Raw genomic sequence first — 26,670 nt, 5'->3', positions numbered from 1 at the left:
TTGTCGGTCCTCCGCGCCCGGCGATCGGAGGTTTCCATGTCAGCTCAGCTCACGCTCCGGGACGTCAGCAGGTCGTTCGCCCACCGCCGCGTGTTCGATGCCGTCTCCTTCACCATCGCGCCCGGCGAGCGGGTCGGCATCGTGGGGGAGAACGGCTCCGGCAAGTCCACGCTCCTGCGGTTGATCGCGGGCCGGGATCATCCGGACGACGGGGAGGTCATCGTGCTGGCGGACGGCGGGGTGGGGCACCTGGGACAGGTGGTCGACCTGCCGGACGACTCGACCGTCGGCGACGCGATCGATGCCGCGCTCGGCGAGATCCGCGATCTGGAACGGCGGATCGCCGTCGCCGAGCGGGAACTCGGGTCCGCCTCGACCGAGCGGATGGCCGACTACAGCACACTGCGTACGGCCTTCGAACTGCGCGACGGATATCGTGCCGACGCCAGGGTCGAGTCGGCCATGTCCAGACTCGACATCGGCGACCTCGACCGGGACCGTCGGCTCGGCACGCTCTCCGGTGGTCAGCTCGCCCGGCTCGCACTGGCCGGGGTGCTCTCCGCCGAACCGGAGCTGCTGCTGCTCGACGAGCCGACGAACGACCTCGACCAGCAGGCGGTGTCCTGGTTGGAGAACCGGTTGCGGAGCCACCACGGCACGGTCGTGGTCGTCACCCACGACCGGCTGCTGCTGGAGCGGGTCGCCACCGCGATCATCGAGGTCGACGGGGACCGGCGGACGGTGCACCGGTACGGAAACGGCTACGCCAGCTATCTCGCCGAGAAGCGCGCCGCCCGGCAGCGCTGGGAGCAGGCGTACGCGCAGTGGGTGGGTGAGATCGCGCACTGGACGGAGTGGGGCGCGACCACCGCCTACCGGGTGGCACCCGGCCGGGCGATCAAGGACCACAACAAGTGCAAGTACAACGGCGACGGCAGGCGGGTGCAGGAGTCCATCTCCACCCGGGTCCGGAGCGCGGCCGAGCGGCTCGAACGGCTGCGGGCCGACCCGGTGCCCGAGCCGCCCGAGCCGTTGCACCTGCACGCGCCGTGGGACGCCGGCGACCGCGAGGGGCCGGTGCTGGAACTGCGCGACGTACGGGTCGACGGGCGGCTCGACGTGGACGAACTGGTGCTGCACGCCGGCCAGCGGCTGCTGGTGTCGGGCCCCAACGGGGCGGGGAAGTCCACCCTGCTCGAGGTGGCGTCGGGTCGGCTGCGCCCGGACCGGGGCACGATCGACCGCCACGGTCGGATCGGGTACCTGCCCCAGGACGTGCCTTCGCCCCGTGCGGACGTCAGTCTCCTGGTCGCTTTCGGCCAGGGGCGGGTGGGCACCGTCGAGGAGCACGGGGAACGCCTGCGGTCACTCGGGCTGTTCCGGCCGGCCGACTTCCGTACCCCGGTCGGGGCGTTGTCGGTGGGGCAACGGCGTCGGCTCGCGCTGGCCCGCCTGCTGGATCAGGACGCGGAGCTCCTGCTGCTCGACGAGCCGACGAACCATCTGTCCCTGGCGCTGGTCGAGGAGTTCGAGGCGGCCCTCGCGGTCTACACCGGGGCGATCGTCGTGGTCTCGCACGACCGGATGCTGCACGAGCGGTGGCGGGGCGGCGAACTCGCCCTGGAGGCCGGGCGCGTGGTGCGGCTGGACACCGACGACCGGGTCCGCGTCGACGCCGGTCAGGGATAGCCGCGTCGTCGGCGGTGGCAGGTTCGGGCCGGGTGTCGGCGGCGTCTGCGCCATCGGGGCCAGGCTCGGACGGGTGCGGTCGGACGACACCCGCCGGACGACGTGCAGAGGTGGCACGCGCGGCGGTGTGGGCCAGGCCATGTTTCACCCCGAGCAAGAAGGGCATCTTCCGGCGGCGACCCGCGCGGGCCGCAGGTCGCCCGTACGGAGGTGCACGATGACGCTCGGCCGCCCGGAGACGTTGCCCGTGGTCGGCGACGGGTCGGGCCGGTCCGGGAGCCACCCGGTGCGCTCCGGCAGACCGTCCCAGGTGGCGGAGATCCGATGGTGACCCCCGGAGGCGAGGACCCGGGGACGGCGTTCCGGTCGGCCGTGCACGCCGGGCTTCTCGACCTGCCGCTGCCCGGCGGCGGGCGGACGGGTGAGCGGTTCCTGCGCTTCGTCGAACTCGGCCGTGCCGATGTGGCGCTGGCCCGGTTGGGGGAGGGGCACGCCGATGCCCTGGCGATCCTCGCCGAACTCGACGCGACGATCGATCCGGGGTGGTGTCGCGAGCTGTGGGGTGTCTGGGCGGCTGTGCCGGCTTCGGTCACCGCGACCCGGGACGGCGGCCGGTGGCGGTTGACCGGTCGCCGGCCGTGGTGCTCCGGGGCGGGTCTGCTGTCCCGGGCCCTGGTCACCGCGACTGCCGGCGACGGTGTCCGGCTGTTCGTGATCGAGGTCGACGCTGCCGGGGTCACCCCGTTGGCCGACACCTGGCCCGCTGTCGGTATGACCGCCAGCGACAGCCGCACCGTCAGCTTCGACGGCGTGACCGCTCTTGCGGTGGGTGGGCCTGGCAGCTATACGGCGCGGCCGGGTTTCTGGCACGGCGGGCTGGGGGTGGCGGCGTGCTGGTACGGCGGTGCGGTCGGGGTCGCCGACACCCTGTACGACGCGGCGCGGCACCGTCGCCTCAGTCCGCACGCCATGGCGCACCTCGGGGCGGTCGACGCGGTGCTGACCGCCGCCCGCGCCGTCCTGTTCGCCGCCGCCGACGAGATCGACGCGAAGCCCACCGGGGACGCGGACCGGTTGGCGCACCAGGTGCGTGCCACCGTCGAGGCGGCCGCCACCGCCGTCGTCGACCGGGTCGGCCGGGCGCTGGGGGCGGGCCCGTTGTGCCAGGACGCCCACCACGCCCGGCGGGTCGCCGACCTGACGGTGTATCTGCGGCAGAGCCACGCGGAGGCGGACCTGGCCCATCTCGGTGAACTGGTGGCGGCGGTCGGAGACCCCGGATGGTGAGGCCGATCGTCGACGCGGGCACCGACGAGGGCACCTGGGGTGCGTGGCCCGCGCCGGCCGGGTGGCCCGTACTGGCGCTGGACGACCGGGCGCGGACGGTGCCGCCGTTGGTCGTCGCCCCGCATCCCGATGACGAGGTGCTCGGCGTCGGTGGCCTGGTCGCGATGCTCGCCGGCGGTGTCGAGATCGCGGTCGTCACCGACGGCGAGGCCTCGCATCCGGATTCCACGGTCCACTCGCGGGCGGTGCTGGCCGCGATCCGGCGGGCCGAGACGGTCACCGCCTGCGGGCTGCTCGGGGTCGTCCCCGCCGCCATCGCGCATCTCGGGCATCCCGACGGTGGCGTCGACGAAGCGGCGCTCACCGACGCGTTGACCACCCGGCTGGCACCGGGCCGGTGGTGTGTCACGACGTGGCGCGGCGACGGACACCCGGACCACGAGGCGGTCGGGCGGGCGGCTGCGGTCGCCTGCCGGCGTACGGGGGCGACACTGCTGGAGTTCCCCGTGTGGATGTGGCACTGGGCCGGGCCGGACCATCCCGACGTGCCGTGGCACCGGGCGCGCCGGGTCGACCTGACCGGGGCGGCCAGATCGGCCAAGCGGGACGCGATCGACGCCTTCCGTAGCCAGGTGTCGCCGCTCGGGCCGACGCCCGCCGACGCGGCGATCCTTCCCCCGCACGTTCTCGCACGCTTCGCGCGTTCCTACGAAACGGTGTTCCTACCATGACCGCACGCGGCACGCCGGCCGACTATTTCGACGGCATGTATGCCGGGGCCGAGGACCCGTGGGGTTTCGAGACCCGCTGGTACGACCAGCGAAAGCACGACGTGACGGTGGCCTGTCTGCCGCGTCGGCGTTACCGGTCGGCATTCGAACCGGGATGTTCGACAGGCATGCTCACCCGCCGTCTCGCCCTGCGGTGCGACCGGTTGCTGGCGGTCGACATCGCCGCGGCGGCGGTGGCGAGTGCCCGGCGGCGGCTGGCGGACCAGCCGCACGTACGGGTGGAGCGGATGAGTGTTCCCGACGAGTGGCCGGCCGTGGCGGACGACCGTTTCGACCTGATCGTGCTCTCCGAGCTGGGTTACTACTTCGACGACGCCGGGTGGGATCGGCTGGTGGCCCGGACGGTGGACTCGCTCGCACCCGGCGGCACGCTCGTGGCCGTGCACTGGCGGCCCGCGGTGGCCGAGCACGTACGTGGTGGCGACGAGGTGCACCGGCTGCTCGACGGCGTGGACGGCCTGGCGCGGACGGCACGGCACGAGGAGGCGGACTTCCTCCTCGACGTGTTCCTCCGGGTGCCGCCGCCGGCCAGATCCGTCGCCCAGGCCGACGGCCTGTGGTGAACCGGATGGCGGTCGTGGTGCCCGCCCACGACGAGCAGGCACTGCTGCCCGGCTGTCTGCACTCCGTCCTCGACTCGCTGCGTCACCTGCCGGTGCGCGCGGAGGTGATCGTGGTGGCCGATGACTGCCGGGACGCCACGGCCAGCGTCGCCGAGCGTCTCGGTGCCGTCGTGCTGACGGTGCGGGCCCGTAACGTCGGCCGGGCACGCGCCGCCGGCATGGCGCACGCGCTGCGGCACGGCCCGCAGGGGCTGTGGCTCGCCACCACCGACGCGGACAGCCGGGTGCCCCGACGGTGGGGCGGCTGGCAGCTGCGCCACGCCCGGGCCGGCACCGACCTGCTGGTCGGGACCGTGCGGGTCACCGACTGGGCGCCCCGCTCCACGCAGGTCCGGGAACGTTTCGAGGACCGGTACCGACAGGGTCTGACCGGTGCCGGCCACCGGCACGTCCACGGTGCGAACCTGGGCTGTGCCGCCACCGCCTACGAGCGGCTGGGCGGATTCGCCGACCTGCGCCACGGCGAGGACCACGACCTCGTCGAGCGTGGTCGGCGGCATGCCATGCGGGTCGTCACCGACGCCGGTTGCGCGGTGCGGACCAGCGCCCGCCGCCACGGCCGGGCCCCGCACGGCTTCGCCGGCTACCTCGACGCCCTCGAAACCGGTCTGCGGTCCGTGCCGGTGGAGCCTGAGCGGGCACCGTGCGGCGGGTGAACGGGGGCGTGGCGAATTGCCTTGCACCGGCGGCGCGTGGCGGGCGATAGTCGTCGCATGATCTCGTACCGGAAGGGCGGCGACGCCCTGGCGCGGTGAGCGCCCCCGCGCGGCGCGACGCCGCCGCGAAAACTCCGCAGGCCGCTTCCCACCGCGACCCGCACGACCTGTGGCAGCAGGCGACCCGGAACCGCCAGGTGTGGCTCGATCACGCCCTGTCCACGCAGCCGGCCGACCGGGTGACCGCCGAGCGGTGCCTGACCGCCCTCTACGCCCGGGTGTCCCGGCCGCGACCTCGGTTCGTCTGGGTCGACTCGCCGGACGCGGCACGTCCCCTGATCACCGGCTGGCCCACCCTCGATCAGCTCTACGAACAGATCCGGGACCCCCGGCCCCGCCGGACACCACCGCTGGCCAGCGATCTCGCCATGATCGTCTCCCGGCTGCGCGGTGCGCTGGGCGCGGGCGTCACCCACCCCGACCCCGAACTGTCCCCCGGGCGCACGGGCAGGACCAGACAGCCCTGGCCCGAACTGACGCCGTCACACGCGCTCGACAGCGGTGTCCCCCTGGCTGTCGTGCTGCACCAGGGCATCCGTACGGCGTTGCACCGCAGCCTCGCGCACGGGTTCTACCTGCCCGTGCGCGGCGCTCTGGCCGGCGGCGCTGCGGTACCCGTGTGCTGGTACGGGCAGCAGGACGCGTCCTGGATCGCCTACTACGACGTGCTGCATCGACTCGGCCTGGCCAGCTACGGTCCGGACGAAACCGAACACGTCACCGCCTGGGCCGACCTGGCCCGCTCCTGCGGCTGGTGGTGGCCCGGCGAGGACGTCTGCGTCGTGGTGGACCGCCCTCGGGAGATCCGCACCGAGCCGGTCGCCGCAACGGTGCACGACCAGTTCCGGCTCCAGCCTCGCGGCGTGTGCTACCGCGACGGCTGGCAACCGCTCCTGAGCAGGTGAGGTGCGGTGTGCCGGCCGGGACAGGCAGTCCACGGTCCCGGCCGGCGCACCGCACCTGCAGTCGGTGTGGCGGGAACACCGGGACGGGGGCGCTGCCGACAGGCTCCCCGACAACGGCACGACGGTGGACCAGGATCGTGCGTTCGCGCTGCTGGACAGGTTCGTGGACGTTGGCGGGGAGTGGCTCGACAGCGCCAACTGTTATGCGTTCTGGTCCGATCCGGCCGGTGTCGGCGGGGCGAGTGAGCGGGTGATCGGGGCGCGGCTACAGGCGCGTCCGGGCGGGCGGGCGTGAAGATCGCGACGAAGGTCCGGTACGACCCACTGGTGGCGCACCGCTGGCCCGAGTCCGCCGAAGGACTGTCGGCAGGGGCGGTCGCGGCGGGCGTCGCCGGCAGCCTGTCGCGGCGGGGTGTCGACGCGGCCGATCTGCTGTGGGCGCACGGCGAAGACCGCACGGGCGCCGGTGCCGCCGGCGTCGGCGGCCGCACGGACAGTTCTCTCGCGGACGCGCACGACAGCACCACGGGCTGAGGTCACATACGGCCTCAGTGCTGACTATCCCTACTGAATGGGCACATCGCTGACCTGCCCATATTTGGTCGGTGATCGGACTACACAATCAACTGTCCTATAGCTGACACCGCCGTCGGGGCCGGTCGCCGTTTCTGCCGGTAGGCGCCCCGGTCACCCTGGGTGATCGGGTCGAGGGGTCCGCTGTTCACCCGGCCATCTATTCCGGTTGATGCATCTCGCCTATCTTGCCACCCAGAAGTGCGTCTGAGGAGGCAGCATGTCGGGACCGCTCGACCGCCGCACCATCCGATCGAGGGTCTGGGCAGGTGCCCGGCTGCGATCCACCGCGACGCTCGCCACCCTCGTCCTGCTGTTGGCCTTCGCCGTCCGGGCGGACCTGCCGGACATGGTCCCGGCCTCCGTCTCCTGCGACTCCGTCGGCTACGCCTACGACGCCGCCGGGCAGTTGGCCGGGGTGCAGGACCAGGCCGGTCGGACCGCCCGCTACAGGTACGACCCCACCGGCAACATCACCTCGGTCGCCAACGACGGCAGCCCCGCCCCCGCCCTGGCCCTGCTGTCGGTGGTGCCGGCCCGTGCCGCCGTCGGTGCCGAGGTGACCCTGCAGGGCGGCTGCTTCTCCGACGTGGCGGCCGAGAACACCGTCGCGTTCCACGGCGTCCCCGCCACCGTCACCCGTGCCGACGGTCGGCGTCTGGTCGCCCGGGTTCCCGCCGGGGCGACCACCGGCCTGGTCACCGTCACCGTCGGCGGGACCACCGCGACCAGCCCACAGTCCTTCGTGGTCACCGGGCCGGACGAGTCCGCGCCCACCGTCACCGCCGTGACGCCTCCCGTCGTGACGCCCGGCGGCACCGTCACCGTCACCGGCACCGGGTTCGCCGCCCAGACCGCCGACAACGCCGTCACCCTCAACCGCACCCGGGCCTTCCCCTCGACGGTCGCCGCCGGCAGCCTGACCGTCGAGGTCCCCGCTGGCGTCGCCTCCGGTCGGATCGGCGTCCGCACCGCCCACGGCAGCGGGGAGAGCGCCGCCGACGTGTTCGTGGCGCCCGCCCCCTACACCGTGGCCGACGTGGCGCACACCGCCCGGGTCGCGCTCGGCGTCACCACGCCGGTCCCGATCGCGAGCGCGGGCGACATCGCCCTGGTCGTGTTCGACCTGGCGGAGGGGCAGCGGGCGAGCGTGCAGCTCGCCGACGGCACCTTCGGCTCCTGCGGCATCTCCACCGCCAAGCTCCTCGACCCGTTCGGGCGTACCGCGGCGTCGGCCGGATGCGTGGGGGCCACCGGCTTCATCGACACGGTGACGGCCCGCACGGCGGGCACGTACACGCTGCTGCTGGCGGCGTCGGGCACGGCCACCGGCTCGGTCTCCGCGACCGTGCGGGAGGTGCCGGCCGACGCCGCGGCGGGCACCACGGCGGGCGGGGAGGCGGTCACCGTCACCACCACCGTGCCGGGGCAGAACGGCGCGGTCACCTTCGCCGGCAGCACCGGCCAGCGGGTCTCGGTCAAGCTCAGCGGCGGCACCTACGGCACCTACAACGCCGCGGTGACGCTGCGCAGGCCGGGCGGCGGCACGGTCGTCTCCAACGGCTCCTGCGGTGCCTCCTGTTTCCTCGACACCACCGTGCTGCCGACCGAGGGCACGTACACCCTGGTCGTCGACCCGCAGTCCACCACCACCGGGACGATCACCGTCCAGGTGTACGACGTGCCGGCCGACGCCGCGGTGGCGACGACGCCCGGCGGCCCGCAGGTGACGGCGACCACGACGGTGCCCGGCCAGAACAGCGTCGTCTCCTTCCCCGGCACGGCCGGCCGGCGGGTCCTCGTCCAGATCACCGGCGGCACGTACGGGACGTACAACGCGTCGGCGGTGGTGCGTAAGCCGGACGGGTCGAACCTGACCAGCAGCGCGTACTGCGGCGGCTCGTGCTTCTTCGACACGGTCGTCCTGCCGGTCGGCGGCACCTACACCGTCCTGGTCAACCCCGACACCAGCTACGTCGGCGCGGTCACCGTGCAGGTCCACGACGTCCCGGCGGACGCGACGGCGACCGCCATCCCCGGGGCCGGCGCGGTCACGGTGACCACCACCGTCGGGCAGAACGCCGTGGTCTCGTTCGCCGGCACGGCGGGGCAGCGGGTGTCGGTGCAGTTCACCGGTGGGACGTACGGGACGTACAACGCGTCGGCGGTGGTGCGTAAGCCGGACGGGTCGAACCTGACCGGCAGCGCGTACTGCGGGGGGTCGTGTTTCTTCGACACGGTGGTCCTGCCGGTCGACGGCACGTACACCGTCCTGCTCAACCCCGACGGGGTCACCGTGGGCCAGGTCGCGGTGCAGGTCCACCTGGTGCCGGCGGACGCCACGGCGACCGCCAGCCCGGGCGGCGCCCCGGTCACCGTCACCACCACCGTGCCGGGGCAGAACGCCGTGGTCTCGTTCGCCGGCACGGCGGGGCAGCGGGTGTCGGTGCAGTTCACCGGTGGGACGTACGGGACGTACAACGCGTCGGCGGTGGTGCGTAAGCCGGACGGGTCGAACCTGACCGGCAGCGCGTACTGCGGGGGGTCGTGTTTCTTCGACACGGTGGTCCTGCCGGTCGACGGCACGTACACCGTCCTGCTCAATCCGGACACCACCTACGTCGGCCAGGCCACCGTCAAGGTCCACGAGGTACCGGCCGACGCCTCGGCGACCACCAGCCCCGGTGGGGCGGCGGTGTCGGTGACCACCACCGTGCCGGGGCAGAACGCGGTCGTCTCCTTCCCCGGCACCGCCGGGCAGGTCGTCTCGGTGACCCTGAGCGGCGGCACCTTCGGCACCTACGACGCCGGCGTGACGCTGCGCGCCCCGGACGGCTCCACCGTGGTCAGCGAGAGCTACTGCGGCACCAGCTGCGCGTTCAACGCCGTCACCCTCCCGACCAGCGGCACGTACACGGTGCTGGTCAACCCGACCGGCACCACCCTCGGCGCGATCACCGCCCGGGTCTACGACCTGCCCAACGACGCGGTCGCCAACACCACCCCGGGTGGGGCGGCGGTGTCGGTGACGACGACGGTGCCGGGGCAGAACGCGGTGGTGTCGTTCCCGGTGGCGGCGGGGCAGCGGGTGGCGGTGCAGCTCTCGGGTGGGACGTTCGGGTCGTCCGAGGCGGCGGTGACGTGGCGTCGTCCGGACGGGAGCACGGTCGTGTCGAACACGTCCTGTGGGACGTCGTGCTTCCTGGACACCGCGACCCTGTCGGCCGCCGGCACGTACACCGTGCTGGTCGACCCGAAGGGCACGGTCGTCGGCGGCATCACGGTCAAGGTGCACGCCGTACCCGCCGACACCACCGCGACCACCACCCCGGGTGGGGCGGCGGTGTCGGTGACGACGACGGTGCCGGGGCAGAACGCGGTGGTGTCGTTCCCGGTGGCGGCGGGGCAGCGGGTGGCGGTGCAGCTCTCGGGTGGGACGTTCGGGTCGTCCGAGGCGGCGGTGACGTGGCGTCGTCCGGACGGGAGCACGGTCGTGTCGAACACGTCCTGTGGGACGTCGTGCTTCCTGGACACCACCACCCTGTCGGCCGCCGGCACGTACACCCTGCTGGTCGACCCGAGGACGACCGCCGTCGGTGCGCTCACCGCCCGGGTGTACGCCGTGTCCGCCGACGCCACCGCGACCACCACCCCCGGCGGCGCGGCGGTGTCGGTGACCACCACCGTGCCGGGGCAGAACGCCGTGGTGTCGTTCCCCGGCACGGCCGGGCAGGTCGTCACCGTCAGCCTCACCGCCGGCGCGTTCGGCGGCGGTAGCGTGACCGCGACGCTGCGGGCGCCGAACGGCAGCGCGGCCGGCTCCTCGTCCTGCGCGACGAGCTGCGCGTTCAGCTCGGTGCCGCTGCCCACGGCCGGCACCTGGACGGTGCTGGTCGACCCGGCTGCGGCGGCCGTCGGCAGCCTCACCGTGCAGGTGTTCGACGTGCCGGTCGACGCCACCGTCAGCACCACCCCCGGCGGCGCCCCGGTCACCGTCACCACCGTCAGCCCCGGGCAGAACGGCGTGGTGACGTTCCCCGGCACGGCCGGGCAGCGGATCCTGGTCCAGGGCACCGGCGGCACGTACGGGACGTACAACGCGACGGCGATCGTGCGGAAGCCGGACGGGTCGAATCTGACCAGCAGCGCGTACTGCGGGACGTCGTGCCTGTTCGACACGATGGTGCTGCCGGTCGCCGGCACGTACAGCATCCTGGTCGACCCGGCGTCCACCTACACCGGCGCGCTCACCGTCCAGGTGTCCGACGTGCCGGCCGACGTCACCGCCGGCACCGCCCCGGGCGGCGCCGGCGTCACCCTCACCACCACCGCCCCGGGGCAGAACGCGGTGTTGTCGTTCGCGGGTGCGGCGGGTCAGCGGATCGTGGTGCAGGGCACCGGTGGCACGTACGGGACGTACAACGCGACGGCGATCGTGCGGAAGCCGGACGGGTCGAATCTGACCAGCAGCGCGTACTGCGGGGCGAGCTGTTTCTTCGACGTGACCACGCTGCCGGTGGCCGGCACGTACAGCATCCTGCTGAACCCCGACGCGGCCTACACCGGCGCGGTGACCCTGCGGGTCTACGACGTGCCGGCGGACGCGGCGGTCGGTGCCACCGTCGGCGGTCCGGCCGTGCCGGTGACCACCACCGCCCCGGGGCAGAACGCGGTGTTGTCGTTCACGGGTGCGGCGGGTCAGCGGATCGTGGTGCAGGGCACCGGTGGCACGTACGGGACGTACAACGCGACGGCGATCATCCGCAAGCCGGACGGGTCGAACCTGACCAGCAGCGCGTACTGCGGGGCGACCTGTTTCTTCGACGTGAGCACGTTGCCGGTGGCCGGCACGTACAGCATCCTGCTGAACCCGGACGGCATGTACACCGGCACGGTCTCGCTGCGGATCTACGACGTCCCGGCCGACGCGGCCGCCGGCACGACGCCGGGCGGCAGCGCGGTCACCCTGACCACCGCAGCCCCCGGCCAGAACGCGGTCCTGTCGTTCCCCGGCACCGCCGGGCAGCGCATCTCGGTGCAGGGCAGCGCCGGTAGCTACGGCACCTACAACGCCACGGCGATCATCCGCAAGCCGGACGGGTCGAACCTGACCAGCAGCGCGTACTGCGGGGCGACCTGTTTCTTCGACGTGACCACCCTGCCGGTGGCCGGCACGTACAGCATCCTGCTGAACCCCGACGGCATGTACACCGGCGCGGTCTCGGTGCAGGTGTACGACGTGCCGGCCGACGCCACCGCGGCCGTCACCCCGGGCGGTGCGGCAGCCACCCTGACCACCACCGTGCCCGGCCAGAACGCCACCCTCACCTTCCCCGGCGGCGCCGGCCAGGTGGTCACCGTGGCGATGACCGCCGGCACCTACACCCGCTACAACGCCACAGCGGTCATCCGCAAGCCGGACGGGACGAACCTCGGCAGCAGCGTGTACTGCGGCGACACCTGCACCCTCAGCGCGGTCACCCTGCCGGTGGCCGGCACGTACACCGTCCTGGTCGACCCGTCGGCGGGCACCGTCGGCGCCATCACCGGCGAGGTACGGCTGCCGGCGGGGGCCGCCGCCGCGAAGAAGACGCCACCGGAGAAGACGCCGTCGAAGCAACCGGTCCGGCCGGTCGGCGACGTCACCGAAACCTGGACCCCGGACCGGTTCAACCTCGCCGGCGAGGACTGGGCGAGCCACCGCACCGGCGCGTACGGCCACCTCCAGCCGGCACTGCGGGCCGACCGGGGAGCCACCGCCCTGGCCGGGCAGGCCCTGCTGCTCAACGGTCAGCCGCTCGCCGACGTCACCCTCACGGTGGGCCGGCGCAGCACCCGTACCGACGCCACCGGCCGGTTCCTGCTCACCGGGCTCACCGCCGGCCACCACGTCCTGGTCATCGACGGGGCGACGGCGAGCCGCCCCGGCCGGGCGTTCGGCCGCTTCGAGACCGGGGTGGACCTGCGGGCGGGGGAGACCGTCGAGCTGTCGTACCCGATCTGGATGACCCGGCTCGACACCGCGAACAGCGTCCGCTTCCCCTCACCCACCCGCAAGCAGACCGTCATCACCACCCCGGCCATCCCCGGCTTCGAGGTGCGGCTGCCGCAGGGCTCGGTGATCCGCGACCGGGCCGGCAAGCGGGTCACCGAACTGTCCATCACCGCGCTGCCGGTGGACCAGCCGCCGTTCCCGCTCCCGGTCGGGGTGCGCACCCCCGTCTACTTCACCGTGCAGCCCGGCGGGGCGGTCATCCTGCCCGAGGGCGCGCAGATCATCTACCCGAACACCCAGGGCCTCGCCCCGGGCAGCCGGCTCGACTTCTGGGACTACGACCCGGGGCGCCGGCCGTGCGTCAAGACGCCGGTGAAGTCGTACCCGAAGAAGCCCGCCACGGTGGCGAAGACCCCCGCCGTCTGCGCGGTGACCGGTGCGCAGGCCGGCTGGTACATCTACGGCCACGGCACCGTCACCCCGGACGGCCGGCAGATCATGCCCGACCCGGACGTGCGGGTCTGGGAGTTCACCGGGGCGATGTTCAACGGCAGCGGCAAGCGTCCCGCCGGCACCGGCCCGGGTGAGGACGGCGACGCCGGCGGCGACCCGGTCGACCTGGCCAGCGGTCTCTTCGTCGACGAGCACACCGACCTGACCGTCAACGACGTGCTGCCGATCTCGATCACCCGCACCTACCGGCAGAACGACACCCAGAACCGCGAGTTCGGCATCGGCGCGAACTTCACCTACGGCATCTTCATCAACTCCAAGCAGGAGTACGTCGAGGCCGACCTGATCTTCCCGGACAGCGGCAAGGTCCACCTCGTGCGGACCAGCCCCGGCACCGGCTGGACCGACGCGGTGTTCAAGGCCGTCGACACCACCGGTCCGTTCCGCGACGCGGTGATGAGCTGGAACGGCGACGGCTGGGACCTGGTCCGCACCGACGGCATGGTCTACGTCTTCGGGGAGAACACCCCGTTGCAGTCCATCCGCGACCGGCACGGCAACCAGATCACCCTCACCCGCGCAAGCGGCGGGCAGTCCGGCGACATCACCCAGATCACCTCGCCGAACGGACGTTGGATCAAGCTCAGCTACACCGGCGGCCGGGTGACCCGGGCGCAGGACAACGCGGGCCGGGCCGTGCAGTACGGCTACGACTCCGCCGGCCGGCTGACCACGGTCACCTCGCCGGGCGGCCGGACCACCACGTACACCTACGACACCGCGCACCGGATGACCACCGTCACCGACGCCCGGGGCGTCACCTACCTCACCAACAGCTACGACTCCGCCGGTCGGGTGGCCGCCCAGACCATGCCCGGCGGGGTCAGCTACGGGTTCGCCTACACCACGGACGCCACCGGTCAGGTGGTGAAGACGGCGGTCACCGAACCCGACGGCAGCATCCGGGAGACCCACTTCGACGGCGACCACCGGGTGACCGCCGAGACCACCGCCGCCGGCACCGCCCACGCGCGCACCTCGACCACCACCCGGGACCCGGCCACCCACCTGCCGACCGCGCTGGTCGACCCGTACGGCCGGCGCACCACCCTCGGGTACGGCCCGAACGGGCAGCTCACCGGCCTCACCGCGCTCGCCGGCACCGCCGCCGCGCAGTCCGCCACGGTCATTTCCGGCGGGCCGTACCGGCAGCTCACCTCGGTCACCGACGACCAGGGCCGGACCACCCGGATGGAGTACGACGACGGGGGCAACCTGACCGCCGCGACCGACGCCGCCGGCCGGACCCGACGCTACGCCTACAACGCCGCCGGACAGGTCACCTCGTTCACCGACCCGCTCGGCAACGTCACCCGCTACACCTACGACCAGGGCGACCTGGTCGCGGTGACCGACCCGCTGGGCCGGACCACCCGCAGCTTCGTCGACGCCGTCGGCCGCCCGGTGGCGGTCACCGACGCCGACGGGGTGCTGGAGCGGGTCCGCTACGACCCGGACAACCAGGTCGTCACCAGCACCGACGGCCTCGGCCGGGCCACCACCTTCGGCTACGACGGCAACGGCAACCTGACCACGGTCACCGATGCCCGGGGCAACAGCACCAGCGTCGCCTACGACAGCTCCGACCGCCCCGTCACCGTCACCGACCCGCGTGGCAAGCAGGCCCACCAGACCTACGACGTGCTCGGCCGGGTGGTGTCGGCCACCGACCGGCGCGGCAAGACCACCGTCACCGAGTACGACGTCCTCGGCCGCACCACCTTCATCGGGTACGGCACCACCGCCGGCCCGACCTACGAGAGCACCAAGCGGTTCGGCTACGACACCCTGGACCGGCTCACCACCATCAACGACTCCACCGGTGGCCTGCTCACCCTCGGTTGGAACGACCTCGACCAGGTGGTCAGCGTCGCCGGCCCGACCGGCACCGTCGGCTACAGCTACGACGCGGCCGGCCGACGCTCCGCGATGACCGTGCCCGGTCAGCCGGCCATCTCCTACGGCTACGACCAGACCGGGCTGATCGCGCAGATCACCCAGGGCGGCACCACCGCCACCTGGCACCGCGACGCCGCCGGCCGCACCACCCGCGTCGACCAGGCCGGCGTCACCGCCCGGTACGCCTACGACGCCGCCTCCCAGCTCACCCGGCTGTCCTACGAGACCACCGGCGGGGTGCCGATCGGCGATCTGCGCTACGGCTACGACGGCACGGGTCGGGTGGCGGACCTGACCGGCAGCCTCGCCCAGGTCACCGTCCCCGCCACCGGGCCGGCGGCCAGTTACGACGCGGCGAACCGGCTGACCAGCCGGGGTGCGCAGACGTTCGGCTACGACGACGAGGGCAACCTCACCGGCGACGGCGTACGCGGCTACACCTGGAACGCCCGGGGTGAGCTGACCGGGGTGACCGGGCCGGGCCTGGCCACCGCGTACGGCTACGACGCCGCCGGGCGGCTGGCCAGCCGTACCTCCGGTGCGGCCACCACCACCTTCGGCTACGACGGCCCGAACCTGGTCCGGGAGCAGACCGGCACGGCGGTCGCCGACCGGCTCACCGCCGGGCTGGACCAGACGCTGGTCCGCACCGACGCCGCCGGTGCCCGGGTGCCGGTCACCGACCCGCTCGGCAGCGTGCTCGGCCTGGCCGACTCCGCCGGCACGCTGACCACCCGGTACACCTACGACCCGTTCGGCGCGGTCACCACCAGCGGCGCGACCAGCAGCAACACCCAGGGGTTCACCGGCCGGGAACGCGACGCCGACACCGGGCTGAGCTACCACCGGGCCCGCTGGTACAGCCCGGACACGGGCCGGTTCCTCAGTCAGGACCCGGCCGGGTTCGGCGGCGGCAGCACCAACCTCTACACGTACGCCCTCAACGACCCGGTCAACCTCTCCGACCCCAACGGCGACTGCCCGATCTGCGTGCCGATCCTGATCGGGGCGCTGATCGGCGGCGCCTCCTCGGTCGGCATCGGCGCGGGCCTGGCCGCGCTGACCGGACGCAAGTACAGCGCGGGCGACGCCCTGAAGGACTTCGCCATCGGCGGTGCGCTGGGGGCGCTCACCGGCGGCCTCGGCGCGTACCTGAAGGCCGGCAGTTCGGTCTGGAAGCTCAACCAGTTCGAACGCGGCCTCGCCATCGAGGCCAAGCTCGGCGGCAACCTGCCGCGTAGTTTCCCGACCATCGACCGGTTCGCCAACGGCACCGCCACCAGTATCAAGAGCGTCGATCTGACCGCGAAGAGCTACCAGAGCGCGGGCCAGCTCACCAGCCGGTTGCAGGGCTACGTCGACAAGGCGGCCGGCTTCGCCAAGAGCAACCCGGTCACCTGGGACGGCGTCACCATCAGACCCGGGCAGGTCGCCGTCCGGGAGCTGGAGATCGCCGTCCAACGCGGCGCGGCCACCAGCGCCCAGCGCAACGCGCTCAACCAGATCGTCCAGTACGGTGCCCAGAAGGGGGTGACCGTGCGGATCATCCCGATCAGATAGACCACCGGGGGCGCCCAGGGGTAGCCCGGGGCGCCCACCTTCCACAGAGGACACCGATGACCAGACTCGCCGCACTCGACCTACGCAGAGGTCGGTACGTCGCGCACTCCTCCTCGCTGACCGGCGACGGCATGTGGATCGCCAACGGCGCATTCGTGCTTCTCGACGAGCCGGCCGACGACCGGGAACTCGGCGCGGCGGTGTCCCGCATGCTCGACGCCTCGCGTACCGGGGTGCCCACCCCGGACCTGCGGGGCGGGCCGTCGGCGTTCGCGCCGGTCCTCGACGCCCTCGGCCTACGCACCTACGCCACCTACGCCAAGGGCACCCGGCACGTCGGCGTCGAGCGGGACGCCGACGTGGTGCTGGTGAGCCCCACCCGCAACGGCGGGGCCCGGGAGGGTTTCGTCGGGCTCACCGAACACGCGGTGCGGCTCACCGCCCCCGGCGACGGGGAGTTGGGCGAGGCGTTGCGCGCCGCGCTCGACCGGTCGAGCTGAGGCATGGGCGACGAGCCCCGGCTCAGCCGCCGGACCATGCTGGCCGGCGGCGCGCTGGCCATGGCCGCATCGGCCCTCGCCGGCTGCTCGGCCGACGCGCGTGTCCCGGCCCGACCGGCCGCCCCCGACCCGGCGGCAGGGCTGCCCGACATCCAGTTCGACGTGGCCCGGTTCAGCGCGCCCGAGCAGTCCTCGCCCACCGGCGGCCCGTTCGTCATGCCGCCGGTGCACACCGTCTACCTGACCGCCGCGCTGTCGCGTACCCCCGGCGGCGACGACCAGCGGGAGCTGACCCGGGTGCTCGCCGCCCTGGAGTCGCGCTACCCGTTCGGCGCGGCGGACCTGATGACGTTCGTCTCCTACGGCCTGCCCTACTTCCGGCGGCTGCCCGGCGGGCTCACCGGTGACCTGGTCGGCGCGCACCTGCCCCGGCTGCTCGCCGACCCGACCCGGTCGGTGCTGGAGGAGGCGGTGCCCGCGCCGACCGACGTCCACCCGGACAACCCGGGGGTGACCAAGAGACGGTTCACCGTGCCGGTCCGGATCGAGGACAACGACCTGCTGTTCACCTTCCGCAGCGACCGGGCGGCGGTGATCCAGGACGTGCTGGCCTGGTTCGACGGCAACGGCACGCTGGCCGGCCGGCCGACAGCCCCGCCCGCCTTCGCCGGGCTGCTCACGGTCACCTCCAGCCGGCACATGTTCACCCAGGTCGGCCTGCCCCGTTCGGTGGCCGAGCAGAACCAGCTGCCGTACGCCCGGTTCATCCAGCCCGACTCGCCGATGTGGATGGGCTTCTCCGACCAGCAGGTCAACGCCTCCGGTCCGCCGGAGATCTGCACCTTCGCCGGCCACCCCTCGGCCCGGCTGAGCACCTCCCGGCCCGGCGACTACCTGGACAACGGCGGCATCCAGCACCTGTCGCACGTCATCCTCGACATGCTCCAGTTCTATGACATGGCCGCGCCGGGCACCCCGCCCAGCGAGAACGGCAACTTCACCAAGCGGGTGCAGTACATGTTCCACGCCCCGCCGGTGCACCCCGGCAACCCCGACCAGCTCACCGACGGCGGCGGGCCGTCGTTCCTGCCCGCCGAGAACCGCGGCCCGGACTACGCCGAGCGCACCGCCCGGGGGATCGACCTGCCCCCGGGCGAGCGGCGGATGGGTCACCTGTCGACCCTGCAACGCAGCTCCCGGGCGTCGGACGGCACCCCCATGCACCTGCGGGTGGACGGTCCGGGCTTCGACCCGATGGACGTGCCGGACGGCAGCAGCCAACCGAAGCTGCACTTCAGCGTCTTCGTGCCGACCGCGGACTTCTTCACCCGGATGCGGCGCAGCCAGGCCTCGGTGGACCTGGTGCGCAAGCATCGGGTGGCCGAGCAGGACAACGGCCTGGAACGCTTCCTGACCTGCACCCGCCGGCAGAACTTCCTGGTCCCGCCCCGCAGGCACCGGGCCTTTCCCCTCGTCGAGCTGGCCGGGGGGTAGCGCTCTTCGGGCTCGGTGACGTTGGTGGCATCGAGATCACGGATCGGCGGCAGGTGGTGCCGTCGTGACGGCACCTCAACGGGATGGTGACCGCCACGCGGGGGCCAGCGGTTGCGGCGGATCAGCGGCGGCGGCGGGCCATCCACTGCCAGATGTGGGTGCCGTCGAGACTCGGGTCGTTGCGGGCCACGTAGATCCAGGAAAAGTGACCGGGGAACTGGTAGCCGTTCCAGACGACGTGGTCGTACAGGGTGACCAGTGATCCCGGGATGAGGTGGTGGGCGTGGACCGTGTTGGTCTCGGGAGGCACGGTGTCGTCGTCGCGCGAGGTGACCAGCCAGGTCGGGGTGTGGATCTTCGTCAGCTCCGCGTCGGTGATCAGCGGCGGCCCTTCTCCGCCCAGTGGCTCGACGACGCCGCAGACCGGCACCGACGCGGCGAACAGGTCGGGGTAGGCGACGGTCATCTTCAGGGACATGTAGCCGCCGTTGCTGCAACCGGCCACGTAGATCCGGTCGGGGTCGACGCGCTTGCGGCGTACGAGGTCCTCGATGATCTCGCGGATCAGCGGGGCGAACCGGGGGCCGTCCTCCATCCAGTAGGAGGTGCTCTGCGGGGCGACGACGTACGCGTCGGAGAAGATCCGTTGCGCCTGCGGGGTGGCGAAGCCCAACGCGCCACGGTTGGCGCGCAGGGTGGTCTCGTTGTCGTAGTAGTCGTCGGGCAGTGAGGCGCCCTCGCCGGCCCCGTGCAGCCAGAGGATCAGCGGCAGCCGACCGTGCCGGGGTGAACGCTTCGGGGAGTACAACCGGTATTTCATGCCCGAGCCCGAGACGTGGTGGCTGAAGGCGTCCACCTCGGGGTTCGACAGCCGTCCCTGCACGAAGCTGGTGATGGTGAGCGGTGGGCCGTGACGCCGGACGAGCGGGGTGTTCTGCGTGATGGTGTAGACGAGGTCCAGCCGGACGTTGCGGCCTTTGCTCAGGATGTAGCCGAGGGTGCCGCCGCCGAGTTGACCCTCGGCGTGGCTCAGCTCCAGCACGATGTTCCCGTGCCGGTCGAGCCGGGCTGCGGTCACCGCACGGTCCAGGTCGTACTCGCTGAAGATCAGATCACCGGGAGCGATCGGGATCGGGCTGGTGGCCTTGGCGTGCACGGTGAACGTGCCGGGGTGGAGCCCGGCGGGATCGATCGGCCCGAGCCGGCCGGTGTCGAGGGTGACCGAGGTGACCTGCTCGCCGCCGTCGAGCGTTGTCGCGTCGAGGGTGAAGCTCACGCTGGTGGGGCGGTGGCCGCTGGCCTCGGCGGCAGGGCCGGGCAGCGCCAGGCCGACAGCGGCGCCGGCGCCACCGGCCAGGACGGTGCGGCGAGTGACCGACGTGGACATGCGACCCCCGACAACTATGTAGACATCTGTCGATAGAGGGTCAACGTAGCGCCGGGGAGATCCGCTGGCAACCGGTGTCGACGTGGACGATCAACTGGCGTGCCCCGCGTGTGGGGACGACGCGAGCTCTGCACTTGTGTCAGGGGGGGTGACACAAGCCGTTGGAAGTGGCTACCCTTGTATCAATAACTCGATACAAGGGGGAGTCGTGATTGCTGGTGGGCTCTATCGAATGGCGGGGATGGCTGTCGGTGTGGGAACCGCCTTCGCCCTGACCCGCACCTACCTGTTCGACCTGGCCCCGGTAGCCCTGGTTCTGGCGGTCCTCCTCGGCGCTCTCGCCGGTGAAGCCGTGACGCCCCGACGGGTACGTGGCCGAGGCGCCGCCAGTCTGGTTCCTCGGCGCGTGCGCGATTACGTGCCGAGACGTGACGTCATCGTGGCCGCACTGCTCGGAGCCGGCATCGCGGTTTTTGCCAGCTATCCCACCCCCGAACGTCCTGATCATGAGGTCAAGTACTTCGGCACCGCGGCGCCGGTGAGTCTCGCGAGCACACTGATCGCCCTCGGTGTCACTGCAGCCCTGACCGTCGTGATCGTATGGCTGATCGTTCGTGCTCCTCAGGCGGGCATCAACGAGGCGGATACGGCGACGGACAACGCCTGGCGTCACGATGCCGTACGCCGCCTGGTGCACACGTGCACTGCGGTCTTCGCGATCGTGTTCACGGCCCTCGCCTTCTGGTACGCAGATCGCCAGTGGGACTGGCGCGCTGGAGGTTCACCTGTCTGGGGCCTCGCCCTCAGTGTCCTTGCGGGGCTCGGTCTGGCGACCTTCGGCTACTACGCGGGTGCCCTGGTGGTGACCCCGCCACGGCTTTCCGAAAGCGCCCCGACCGATACTGCCGGCCACATCAGTGCCGACGGGGCAGCCGGATGACCGGCAGCCCCGGGATTCGGATCAACCCGGCCTCGGCTGTGCCTCCGTTCGAGCAGGCCCGCCAGCAGATCGCGGATCTGATCCGGTCAGGAGTGCTTGCGGAAGGACAGCGGCTCCCGACGGTCAGGCAGCTCGCCGCCGATCTGGGGCTTGCCAACGGCACCGTGGCGCGCGCATACCAAGAACTTGAGGCAGCCGGCCTGGTCGTCACCAGACGGGCCGCCGGTACCCGGGTAGCTTCCGCAGCCGTCCTGCAGCCGGCTGCCCGCATCGAAGCTCTGGCCCTGCGGGCCCGCGAGTTCGTCATCGCCGGTCGCCTTCTCGGTGCCGGGGATGACGAACTCACCGCCGCCCTCGCTGTCGCGCTGAGAGCCGACAGGGAGGGTAAAGGTCCCTCGCCGGCGGGCTCCCTGCCGTAGCCCCGACGGCGGGTCGTCGCGCAGACCAACGCCCTGCTGCACTGGTTCCCACGCCTCAGCATCCGCTGGGAGATCCGCGAAGTGTTCCTCACCCGCGCCTGCGCCATCATCTGCCGGCGCCGACTCCAGCGCCCAGAGAGTGCGGAGTTGCAAGGCTGACGAGCGGTGTTCACGGTGTCCCGCAGTGACGGCGGGAGGTCCGCCAGCCCGGATTGCCGTACCCAGTGGCACAGGTACGCCGCATCGCCGCCGGCCACGAGGATGACGTCAGTCTCCCGTACCCAGGGGACCCACCGCTGCTCGCCGATGCTGGGCAGCGCCGTCAGCTCCAGGACACCCAGCGACTTCCAGCCCAGGCCGCACCTGGGCAGCGGCGTCTGACCGTTGATGAAACGCCAGGCCGAGGCTGGCCCGGACATGGGGTTGCCGTACCGCGCCGTGGGGATGCAGAGGGCACCGGAGTCGGCGATCGGCTTGCCCCACCGTCGTCGACCGGGCCCCGGCCGCCAGGATCCGGAACACCCGACTGGCGGCGATGTGCGCAGCCGTTCAGCGCATGCCCACCGGTCCGCCGACGCAACAGCCCCCTACCGCCCGCTCGGCTGGCCGGTGGTGCCCGCGACCTCCGGCTCGGCCGTGTCCCGCTCCGGGCCGGCCGGTCCGACCTTGGCCGGAGCGCCGGGGCTCGCGGCGGTCTGCAACTGGTACGACCGGTAGGTCAGCCAGAGCGCGACCAGCCCGGCGACGGCCGCCGCCACGCTGGCGATCTGGTCGGCCAGGTCCGGGCCGAGCGCCAGTACCCCGACGACGATGATCAGGACCGCCAGCGCGCCGAGCGCCACGGTGCGGACCTGCGGCTTGGCCAGGTGCGCCGTCCAGCGGCGCGGGATCACCCTGATCACCAGCTCCGCCAGGATGATGCCGGCCATCACCAGGATCGGCACCTGCCACGGCTCGATCTTCACGGATCTTCCTCCACCCCGTCTCCGGTCATCCGAGCGCCGCCTTCATGGCGGCGATGAACTCCGAGGTCAGGTCGGACTCACCGCTCAGCATCTGGTCGGTGTGGTAGACGAAGACCTCGGCGAACGTGCGGTATCCCGGATGCATCGGCCGGGGCCGGGCATTCTCCACCGCACCCCGTAGTGCTTCCAGGTGTGGGATGACCGCCTGGAGGTTCGTGTCGTTGTACGCCTCGGCCAGGGTCGGGGCGAAGCCGTGCCCGGCGAGGATCTTCTGGGCTGCCGCGCCGGTCATGAAGTTGATGAACCGGAGGGCTTGGTCGGGGTGGGGGCAGGTGCGCACCAGGGCGAGGCTCTGGCCGCCGAGCACCCCGGGCTTCAGTGGGAGCACCTGGATCTTTCCGGCCAACAGGTCAAGGTCTTTGCGCTGCTGAAGCTCGCGGTACTTCACCGGCCAGTTGCGCATGAACGTCGGTTTCGTTTCGACGAACGTGTCCAGGCTCGCGTTCTCGTCGCTGGAGAGGGTGACCTTCTTGGCCTCGATGGCCGCCCGCAACGGTCGCAGCGCCTTCTGCCAGGGCTTCAGCTCGAACAGGATCTCGCCCTTCGGACTCAACAGTTCAGGGTCCACGGACAGGGCGTGCTCCAGGATGTTGACCAGGAAACCCTCGTTGTAGTTCGACGAGTTGGGACGTAGCTGGCCGACGAACGAGCGCTTGTCGGCGGCGGCGAAGGTGCCGAGCACGAGCGACAACGTCACCTTGTCGGGCTGGTCGGTCTCGGGGTTGCGCCAGAACAACATGCCGACATCGGCGTTCAGTGGCGCGGCCCAGTAGCTGTTTGGGGCGTCGGCGACCTGGTGGAGATCCTTCACCGACGTCAGGAAGTTCGGGTCGGTCAGCCGGATCGGGGTGATCAGCTTCTGCGCGGCGAACTCGGGAATGTCAACGATGTCCAGGTTGAGGATGTCGGCGCTGCCATTCTGGGCCGCCGTCAACAGCCTCTTGCGTTCGTCGCCGGATCCGCCCTCGACCTCGTCGGTGAACCGGACCGGGGTATCGGGGTTGGCCTGGTTCCACATGTCCATCAGCAGCTTCCGTGCGCCGGTGGGGTCGGCGCCGGTGGCGAGTCGGAGCTCGACCGGTGGTGGGCGATGTCCCCCGGGCACCAGGTAGACCGCTGAGGCGCTCAGCGCGCCGCAGGTCAGCACCCCGCTGAGAAAGGAGCGCCGCGAGTACTGCTCGGACATGATGCGGACTCCTTCGATCCAGGCCGGTCACATGTGCGCAACGAGTCATTCATCACATTACGCTTTGGTGTTGATGAATGACGGGTCCGGTAGGGACGGTTGGCGGAGTCGTACTGTCGGAAACCGGATTCCATGCCGGGGCCGGCTGCGGTGTCACCCGACAACCGGCGGCCAGGTGCCACCCGATGTCGGTGTGCGGTCGTCCGACGCGTCCGGGCAGCGGTTTCCACCGTGTGGGGAAACGGCAGCCGGCCGGTCCAGAGTCATTTACCGACGCTATGGTCAGCCCTGGGATATGCAGCAACGGGTCGGCGCGTCAAGGTACGCGGCGCAGTTCCCGCACGACGAAGGCCGCGGGGCGCTTCGCGCAGTCTTCCGACCACACCGGCAAGAGGAAGCTCCGGAGACGTCCGGGTGGCCCGCGGCGGTCACACCAGCCTGCTGCGGACCACCCGACCAGGCCGGCGGCCCGCGGATCCGTGACGGTGTCCCCACCGCCAGCCCGCGTCGGCGAGCAGCGGAGATTCGGACTCCCTGCCAGTTCGCCGTGGTGGCGTAGAAGTGGACGCTGAGCCCGAAGGTCGAGACGAGCGGGACGGTGAGCCGGCCGAGGGCGGACACGCCCGCCGTGGTCAGGAAGCCGCGGTGGAGTTCCTGTACGGCGGCATCCCGGAACACCACGTCGTCGTCGTGGACGTCGAAGAATCCGACGGTGAAGTCCCGGCCGGAGCCGACCGGCCCACCGACGAAGGGCAGCCTGGCTGCGGTCGCCGCCCGGGCGACCGGGCCGGCGTGCGAGTCGCCGAGCAGCAGGAACCTAGCCGGCGCGGTAGTGGTCGAGGACGGCGTCGTCACAGTCAGGTCAGGACGAGGAGGTCCATCCAACTGGTGGCAGGTTCGGTGGGGTCAGCCTCGGCGGCGGCGCGGAGTCGGGCGAGGCCCCGGGCGTAGGCGGCGTCGGGGAGGGCGCGGAGCTTGGAGTCCGCAGCGCGGCGGAGCCCGTCGGCGTAGGCGGTCAGGGTGGGTGCGCTGCGTTGCGGCAGCGGTCGGAGTGAGACCTGGGCGAAGCCTGCCGTGGCGAAGGCCGCGCAGACCCGGTCGACGGTGGGGTAGGTGTCGACCAGACCCGCTGTCTCGGGGAAGAACCGCACCCGCAGGTCCCGGTCACAGCGGCCCGGGAAGGAGTTGCGGATGAGCACCGGAGCGCCCGGTTTGAGTGCCCTGCGTAGTTCGCGGGCCGACGCCTCCAGATCGTCCAGATGGTGGATCACGGAGCCGAGCCATGCCGCGTCCGCGCAGCCGTCCGGGACCGGCAGCGACTCGGCCTTCCCGTCGAGCGCCCGGATCTCCTCGGACGCAGGTATCAGCGCCCGCATCGCTGCGGCCGGCTCGACGGCCAGCACCCGGACTCCGAACCAGGCGTGGAATGCGCTCGCGAACGCCCCGGTCCCCGCACCCACGTCGAGCACCGTCATGCCGGGTGCGAGACCGGCCGCTGCGGACACCGCGGTACGCCAGGCGTCCAGGCCGTCCCGGGGGACCTCCCGAGCCGCCTGGTAGTCGGCGGCTGCCCGGCTGTCGTAGCGTGTTTCAGCCATGCTCGTCTGCTCTCCGTGCTCCACATCCGACGTGCTCTGCCCACAGGTGTCGTTCAATGCCCGGACAGTCTCTCGGTGATGTCCCCGAGCTCCGCGTCCGCCTCGCCGAAGACGGCGTAGAAGAGCCAGCCGCGAGGAGGAACCAGGGTGCTGGCCGCCAGCGGAAGGATGCCGTCGCGGCCACTGCTCGCGAGCCGCCCCGCATCATCCAGCAGGTGGATCAGTCGCTCGAAGTAGTCGTCGCCGCCGATCCGGACGAACGCCAGGCGCAACCGCACGCCCAACTGCTGGGCGATCATTCCGGGCGAGAGGCGGGCGTTGACCTCCAGCACCGGGATCAGCTCCCCCGACGCGGTGGTCATCGAGTCGACGGACAGCGGCCCGCGGTAGCCCTCCGCCGCCGCGGCCCGGGCCACCGCCTCCACGCATGCGCGGTATTCCGCACGGTCGAGCCGCTGCATCAACTGCGGCGTCGGGGACGACGAACCCCGGTAGGAGTGACCGACGTTGAGGATCTGGCGAACGCCGTGCCACACCAGTTCCCCTTCCGGGTCGATCGTCAGATGCGCGGCGAAGTCGTCGGACCGTTCGAACAGCGGCTGGACCACCAATTCGATCATGTCCTCCGGTCGCCGACTCAGGCTGCGTTCGACCAACGCGAGTCTGGCCGGTGAGTCGAGGATGACATTGCCCTGCCCGGACACTCCGTAGGGGTCCTTGACCACGCACGGCAAGACCGCCGCCTCGCGTAGTTCCCGCAGTGAGGTGACGACCCGTCCGGAGCCGGGTAGTCCCAGCCGCGTCGACCAGGTCTTGGAGTTGACCAGCCGGACGGCGTTCAGGTCGGGCAGCGCCGCGTCCAGTCCGAGGCTCCTGACCGCAGCGGCCGTCCCCGGCAGCACCGCGTACGGTTCGGGCCGCGCGCCGGTGAACCCTGGCAGACCGACCGTAGCCAGGCGCTCCTCGACGGGGAGCGCGGGATCGCCGGGAACCGGCAGGTGGCGCGCGCCGAAACCTGCGGCACGCATCACCTCACCGAAGGCCGCAGGCGGCCGGTGGTGGGTGAGCAGCACGTCGTCGGGGCGACAGAGGACCGCCTGTAGCTCGTCCATCCCTCGCAGCAGTCGCTCGGCGTGCGGATCACGCAGGGTCGGCAGTTGCGCCAACCCGGTCGGTCGCCACCGGTGCTCCGCGTCACAACTGCCGAATCTGACGACCGGGGCCGCCGGGGCCACGGTCACGACGTGGTTCCGGCTTCGGGGCGCAGGAAGCGGTGCGCGATGCGTTCCAGGGTACGGAAGTCGTCGACGCTCACCTCCTGCAGGTCGATGGGCCTCCCGGAGAGGTCTTCGAGCAGGTAGATGAACTCCAGGAAGTCCAGGGAGTCGATGAGCCGGGCCTCGATCAGGTCCTCCGTCGGGCTGGGCTCGCGGTCGAGTTCGGGGTTCTTGGTCTGGATCCATTCGGCGATCCGCTTCACGACTGCTCCAGGTTGTGTGTCGAACGGTGGGATGACGGATCCGGGGAGCCGGACCTCGGTCGACAGCGGTGGCGGCGGCCCCCTCCCCGT

20 protein-coding genes and 1 pseudogene are annotated in these 26,670 nt (G+C 71.9%); 13 read left to right on the top strand and 8 right to left on the bottom strand.

Annotated features, from left to right (window positions below):
- The first annotated feature begins 36 nt into the window (after window positions 1-36).
- The 11 genes from GA0070216_RS23220 (at window position 37) to GA0070216_RS23170 (ending at window position 18,545) form a co-directional block, all read left to right on the top strand.
- Window positions 37-1,689 (top strand): ABC-F family ATP-binding cassette domain-containing protein, encoded by a 1,653-nt coding sequence (locus tag GA0070216_RS23220; protein WP_091250120.1) that lies wholly within the window; start codon window positions 37-39, stop codon window positions 1,687-1,689.
- 324 nt (window positions 1,690-2,013) lie between these two features.
- Entirely contained in the window at window positions 2,014-2,976 is a 963-nt protein-coding gene (locus GA0070216_RS23210; RefSeq protein ID WP_091250114.1) for an acyl-CoA dehydrogenase family protein, read from the top strand.
- Window positions 2,970-3,707 carry a PIG-L deacetylase family protein gene (locus tag GA0070216_RS23205; RefSeq protein WP_091250111.1) on the top strand — a complete coding sequence of 246 codons (738 nt, stop codon included), beginning with the start codon at window positions 2,970-2,972 and terminating at the stop codon, window positions 3,705-3,707. Before GA0070216_RS23210 ends, GA0070216_RS23205 begins: the two co-directional genes overlap by 7 nt.
- Window positions 3,704-4,330 (top strand): SAM-dependent methyltransferase, encoded by a 627-nt coding sequence (locus GA0070216_RS23200; RefSeq protein ID WP_091250108.1) that lies wholly within the window; start codon window positions 3,704-3,706, stop codon window positions 4,328-4,330. Before GA0070216_RS23205 ends, GA0070216_RS23200 begins: the two co-directional genes overlap by 4 nt.
- A 5-nt stretch (window positions 4,331-4,335) precedes the next feature.
- Complete coding sequence (locus GA0070216_RS23195) at window positions 4,336-5,046, top strand: glycosyltransferase family 2 protein (RefSeq protein ID WP_218108267.1); 711 nt, start codon at window positions 4,336-4,338, stop codon at window positions 5,044-5,046.
- A 95-nt stretch (window positions 5,047-5,141) separates the two neighbouring features.
- The gene (locus GA0070216_RS23190) at window positions 5,142-6,011 is read left to right on the top strand and encodes a DUF6745 domain-containing protein (RefSeq protein ID WP_091250101.1); all 870 of its coding nucleotides are present in this window, start codon (window positions 5,142-5,144) and stop codon (window positions 6,009-6,011) included.
- A gap of 124 nt (window positions 6,012-6,135) precedes the next feature.
- Entirely contained in the window at window positions 6,136-6,306 is a 171-nt protein-coding gene (locus tag GA0070216_RS35045) for a hypothetical protein (protein ID WP_218108266.1), read from the top strand.
- Window positions 6,303-6,545, top strand: a complete 243-nt coding sequence (locus GA0070216_RS35040; RefSeq protein WP_218108265.1) for a hypothetical protein — start codon at window positions 6,303-6,305, stop codon at window positions 6,543-6,545. Before GA0070216_RS35045 ends, GA0070216_RS35040 begins: the two co-directional genes overlap by 4 nt.
- 259 nt (window positions 6,546-6,804) lie before the next feature.
- Window positions 6,805-16,551, top strand: a complete 9,747-nt coding sequence (locus GA0070216_RS23180) for an RHS repeat-associated core domain-containing protein (protein WP_091250098.1) — start codon at window positions 6,805-6,807, stop codon at window positions 16,549-16,551.
- A gap of 56 nt (window positions 16,552-16,607) precedes the next feature.
- The gene (locus GA0070216_RS23175; protein WP_091250096.1) at window positions 16,608-17,051 is read left to right on the top strand and encodes a hypothetical protein; all 444 of its coding nucleotides are present in this window, start codon (window positions 16,608-16,610) and stop codon (window positions 17,049-17,051) included.
- 3 nt (window positions 17,052-17,054) lie between these two features.
- Window positions 17,055-18,545: a DUF7405 family protein gene (locus tag GA0070216_RS23170; RefSeq protein WP_218108264.1), complete on the top strand. Its 1,491-nt coding sequence runs from the start codon at window positions 17,055-17,057 to the stop codon at window positions 18,543-18,545.
- 121 nt (window positions 18,546-18,666) lie between these two features.
- On the opposite strand, the gene GA0070216_RS23165 is transcribed toward GA0070216_RS23170, so the two are convergent.
- The gene (locus tag GA0070216_RS23165; protein ID WP_091250092.1) at window positions 18,667-19,932 is read right to left on the bottom strand and encodes a prolyl oligopeptidase family serine peptidase; all 1,266 of its coding nucleotides are present in this window, start codon (window positions 19,930-19,932) and stop codon (window positions 18,667-18,669) included.
- Window positions 19,933-20,173: 241 nt separating this feature from the next.
- Between GA0070216_RS23165 and GA0070216_RS23160 the strand changes: the two genes are divergently transcribed.
- Both GA0070216_RS23160 and GA0070216_RS23155 read left to right on the top strand, forming a co-directional pair.
- On the top strand, window positions 20,174-20,872 hold the full coding sequence (locus tag GA0070216_RS23160) for a hypothetical protein (protein WP_141723162.1): 699 nt from the start codon (window positions 20,174-20,176) through the stop codon (window positions 20,870-20,872).
- Window positions 20,869-21,291, top strand: coding sequence for a GntR family transcriptional regulator (locus GA0070216_RS23155; RefSeq protein ID WP_091250085.1), 423 nt, complete (start codon window positions 20,869-20,871; stop codon window positions 21,289-21,291). Before GA0070216_RS23160 ends, GA0070216_RS23155 begins: the two co-directional genes overlap by 4 nt.
- Before the next feature lie 170 nt (window positions 21,292-21,461).
- Here the strand turns inward: GA0070216_RS23155 and GA0070216_RS35655 are convergent.
- From GA0070216_RS35655 to GA0070216_RS23120, 7 genes and pseudogenes are all read right to left on the bottom strand, one after another.
- Window positions 21,462-21,710: pseudogene (locus GA0070216_RS35655) on the bottom strand (Type 1 glutamine amidotransferase-like domain-containing protein); the annotation flags it as partial.
- Between the two features lie 168 nt (window positions 21,711-21,878).
- Window positions 21,879-22,256 (bottom strand): hypothetical protein, encoded by a 378-nt coding sequence (locus GA0070216_RS23145; protein ID WP_091250083.1) that lies wholly within the window; start codon window positions 22,254-22,256, stop codon window positions 21,879-21,881.
- Between the two features lie 25 nt (window positions 22,257-22,281).
- Window positions 22,282-23,502 (bottom strand): extracellular solute-binding protein, encoded by a 1,221-nt coding sequence (locus GA0070216_RS23140; RefSeq protein WP_091250079.1) that lies wholly within the window; start codon window positions 23,500-23,502, stop codon window positions 22,282-22,284.
- Window positions 23,503-23,784: 282 nt separating this feature from the next.
- The gene (locus GA0070216_RS34675; protein WP_176739096.1) at window positions 23,785-24,357 is read right to left on the bottom strand and encodes a hypothetical protein; all 573 of its coding nucleotides are present in this window, start codon (window positions 24,355-24,357) and stop codon (window positions 23,785-23,787) included.
- 2 nt (window positions 24,358-24,359) lie between these two features.
- Window positions 24,360-25,100, bottom strand: a complete 741-nt coding sequence (locus GA0070216_RS23130; RefSeq protein WP_091250279.1) for a class I SAM-dependent methyltransferase — start codon at window positions 25,098-25,100, stop codon at window positions 24,360-24,362.
- Window positions 25,101-25,153: 53 nt separating this feature from the next.
- Window positions 25,154-26,341 (bottom strand): hypothetical protein, encoded by a 1,188-nt coding sequence (locus GA0070216_RS23125; protein ID WP_091250076.1) that lies wholly within the window; start codon window positions 26,339-26,341, stop codon window positions 25,154-25,156.
- A complete protein-coding gene (locus tag GA0070216_RS23120) occupies window positions 26,338-26,580 on the bottom strand; it encodes an acyl carrier protein (protein WP_091250072.1) in 243 nt (80 codons plus the stop codon). The genes GA0070216_RS23125 and GA0070216_RS23120 overlap by 4 nt, the downstream gene beginning before the upstream one ends.
- Window positions 26,581-26,670: the final 90 nt, after the last annotated feature.

This window comes from Micromonospora matsumotoense, from assembly GCF_900091525.1.
Taxonomy (GTDB): domain Bacteria; phylum Actinomycetota; class Actinomycetes; order Mycobacteriales; family Micromonosporaceae; genus Micromonospora; species Micromonospora matsumotoensis.
Note: the sequence above shows the minus strand (reverse complement) of the source record. Positions and strands in the feature narration are given on the sequence as shown.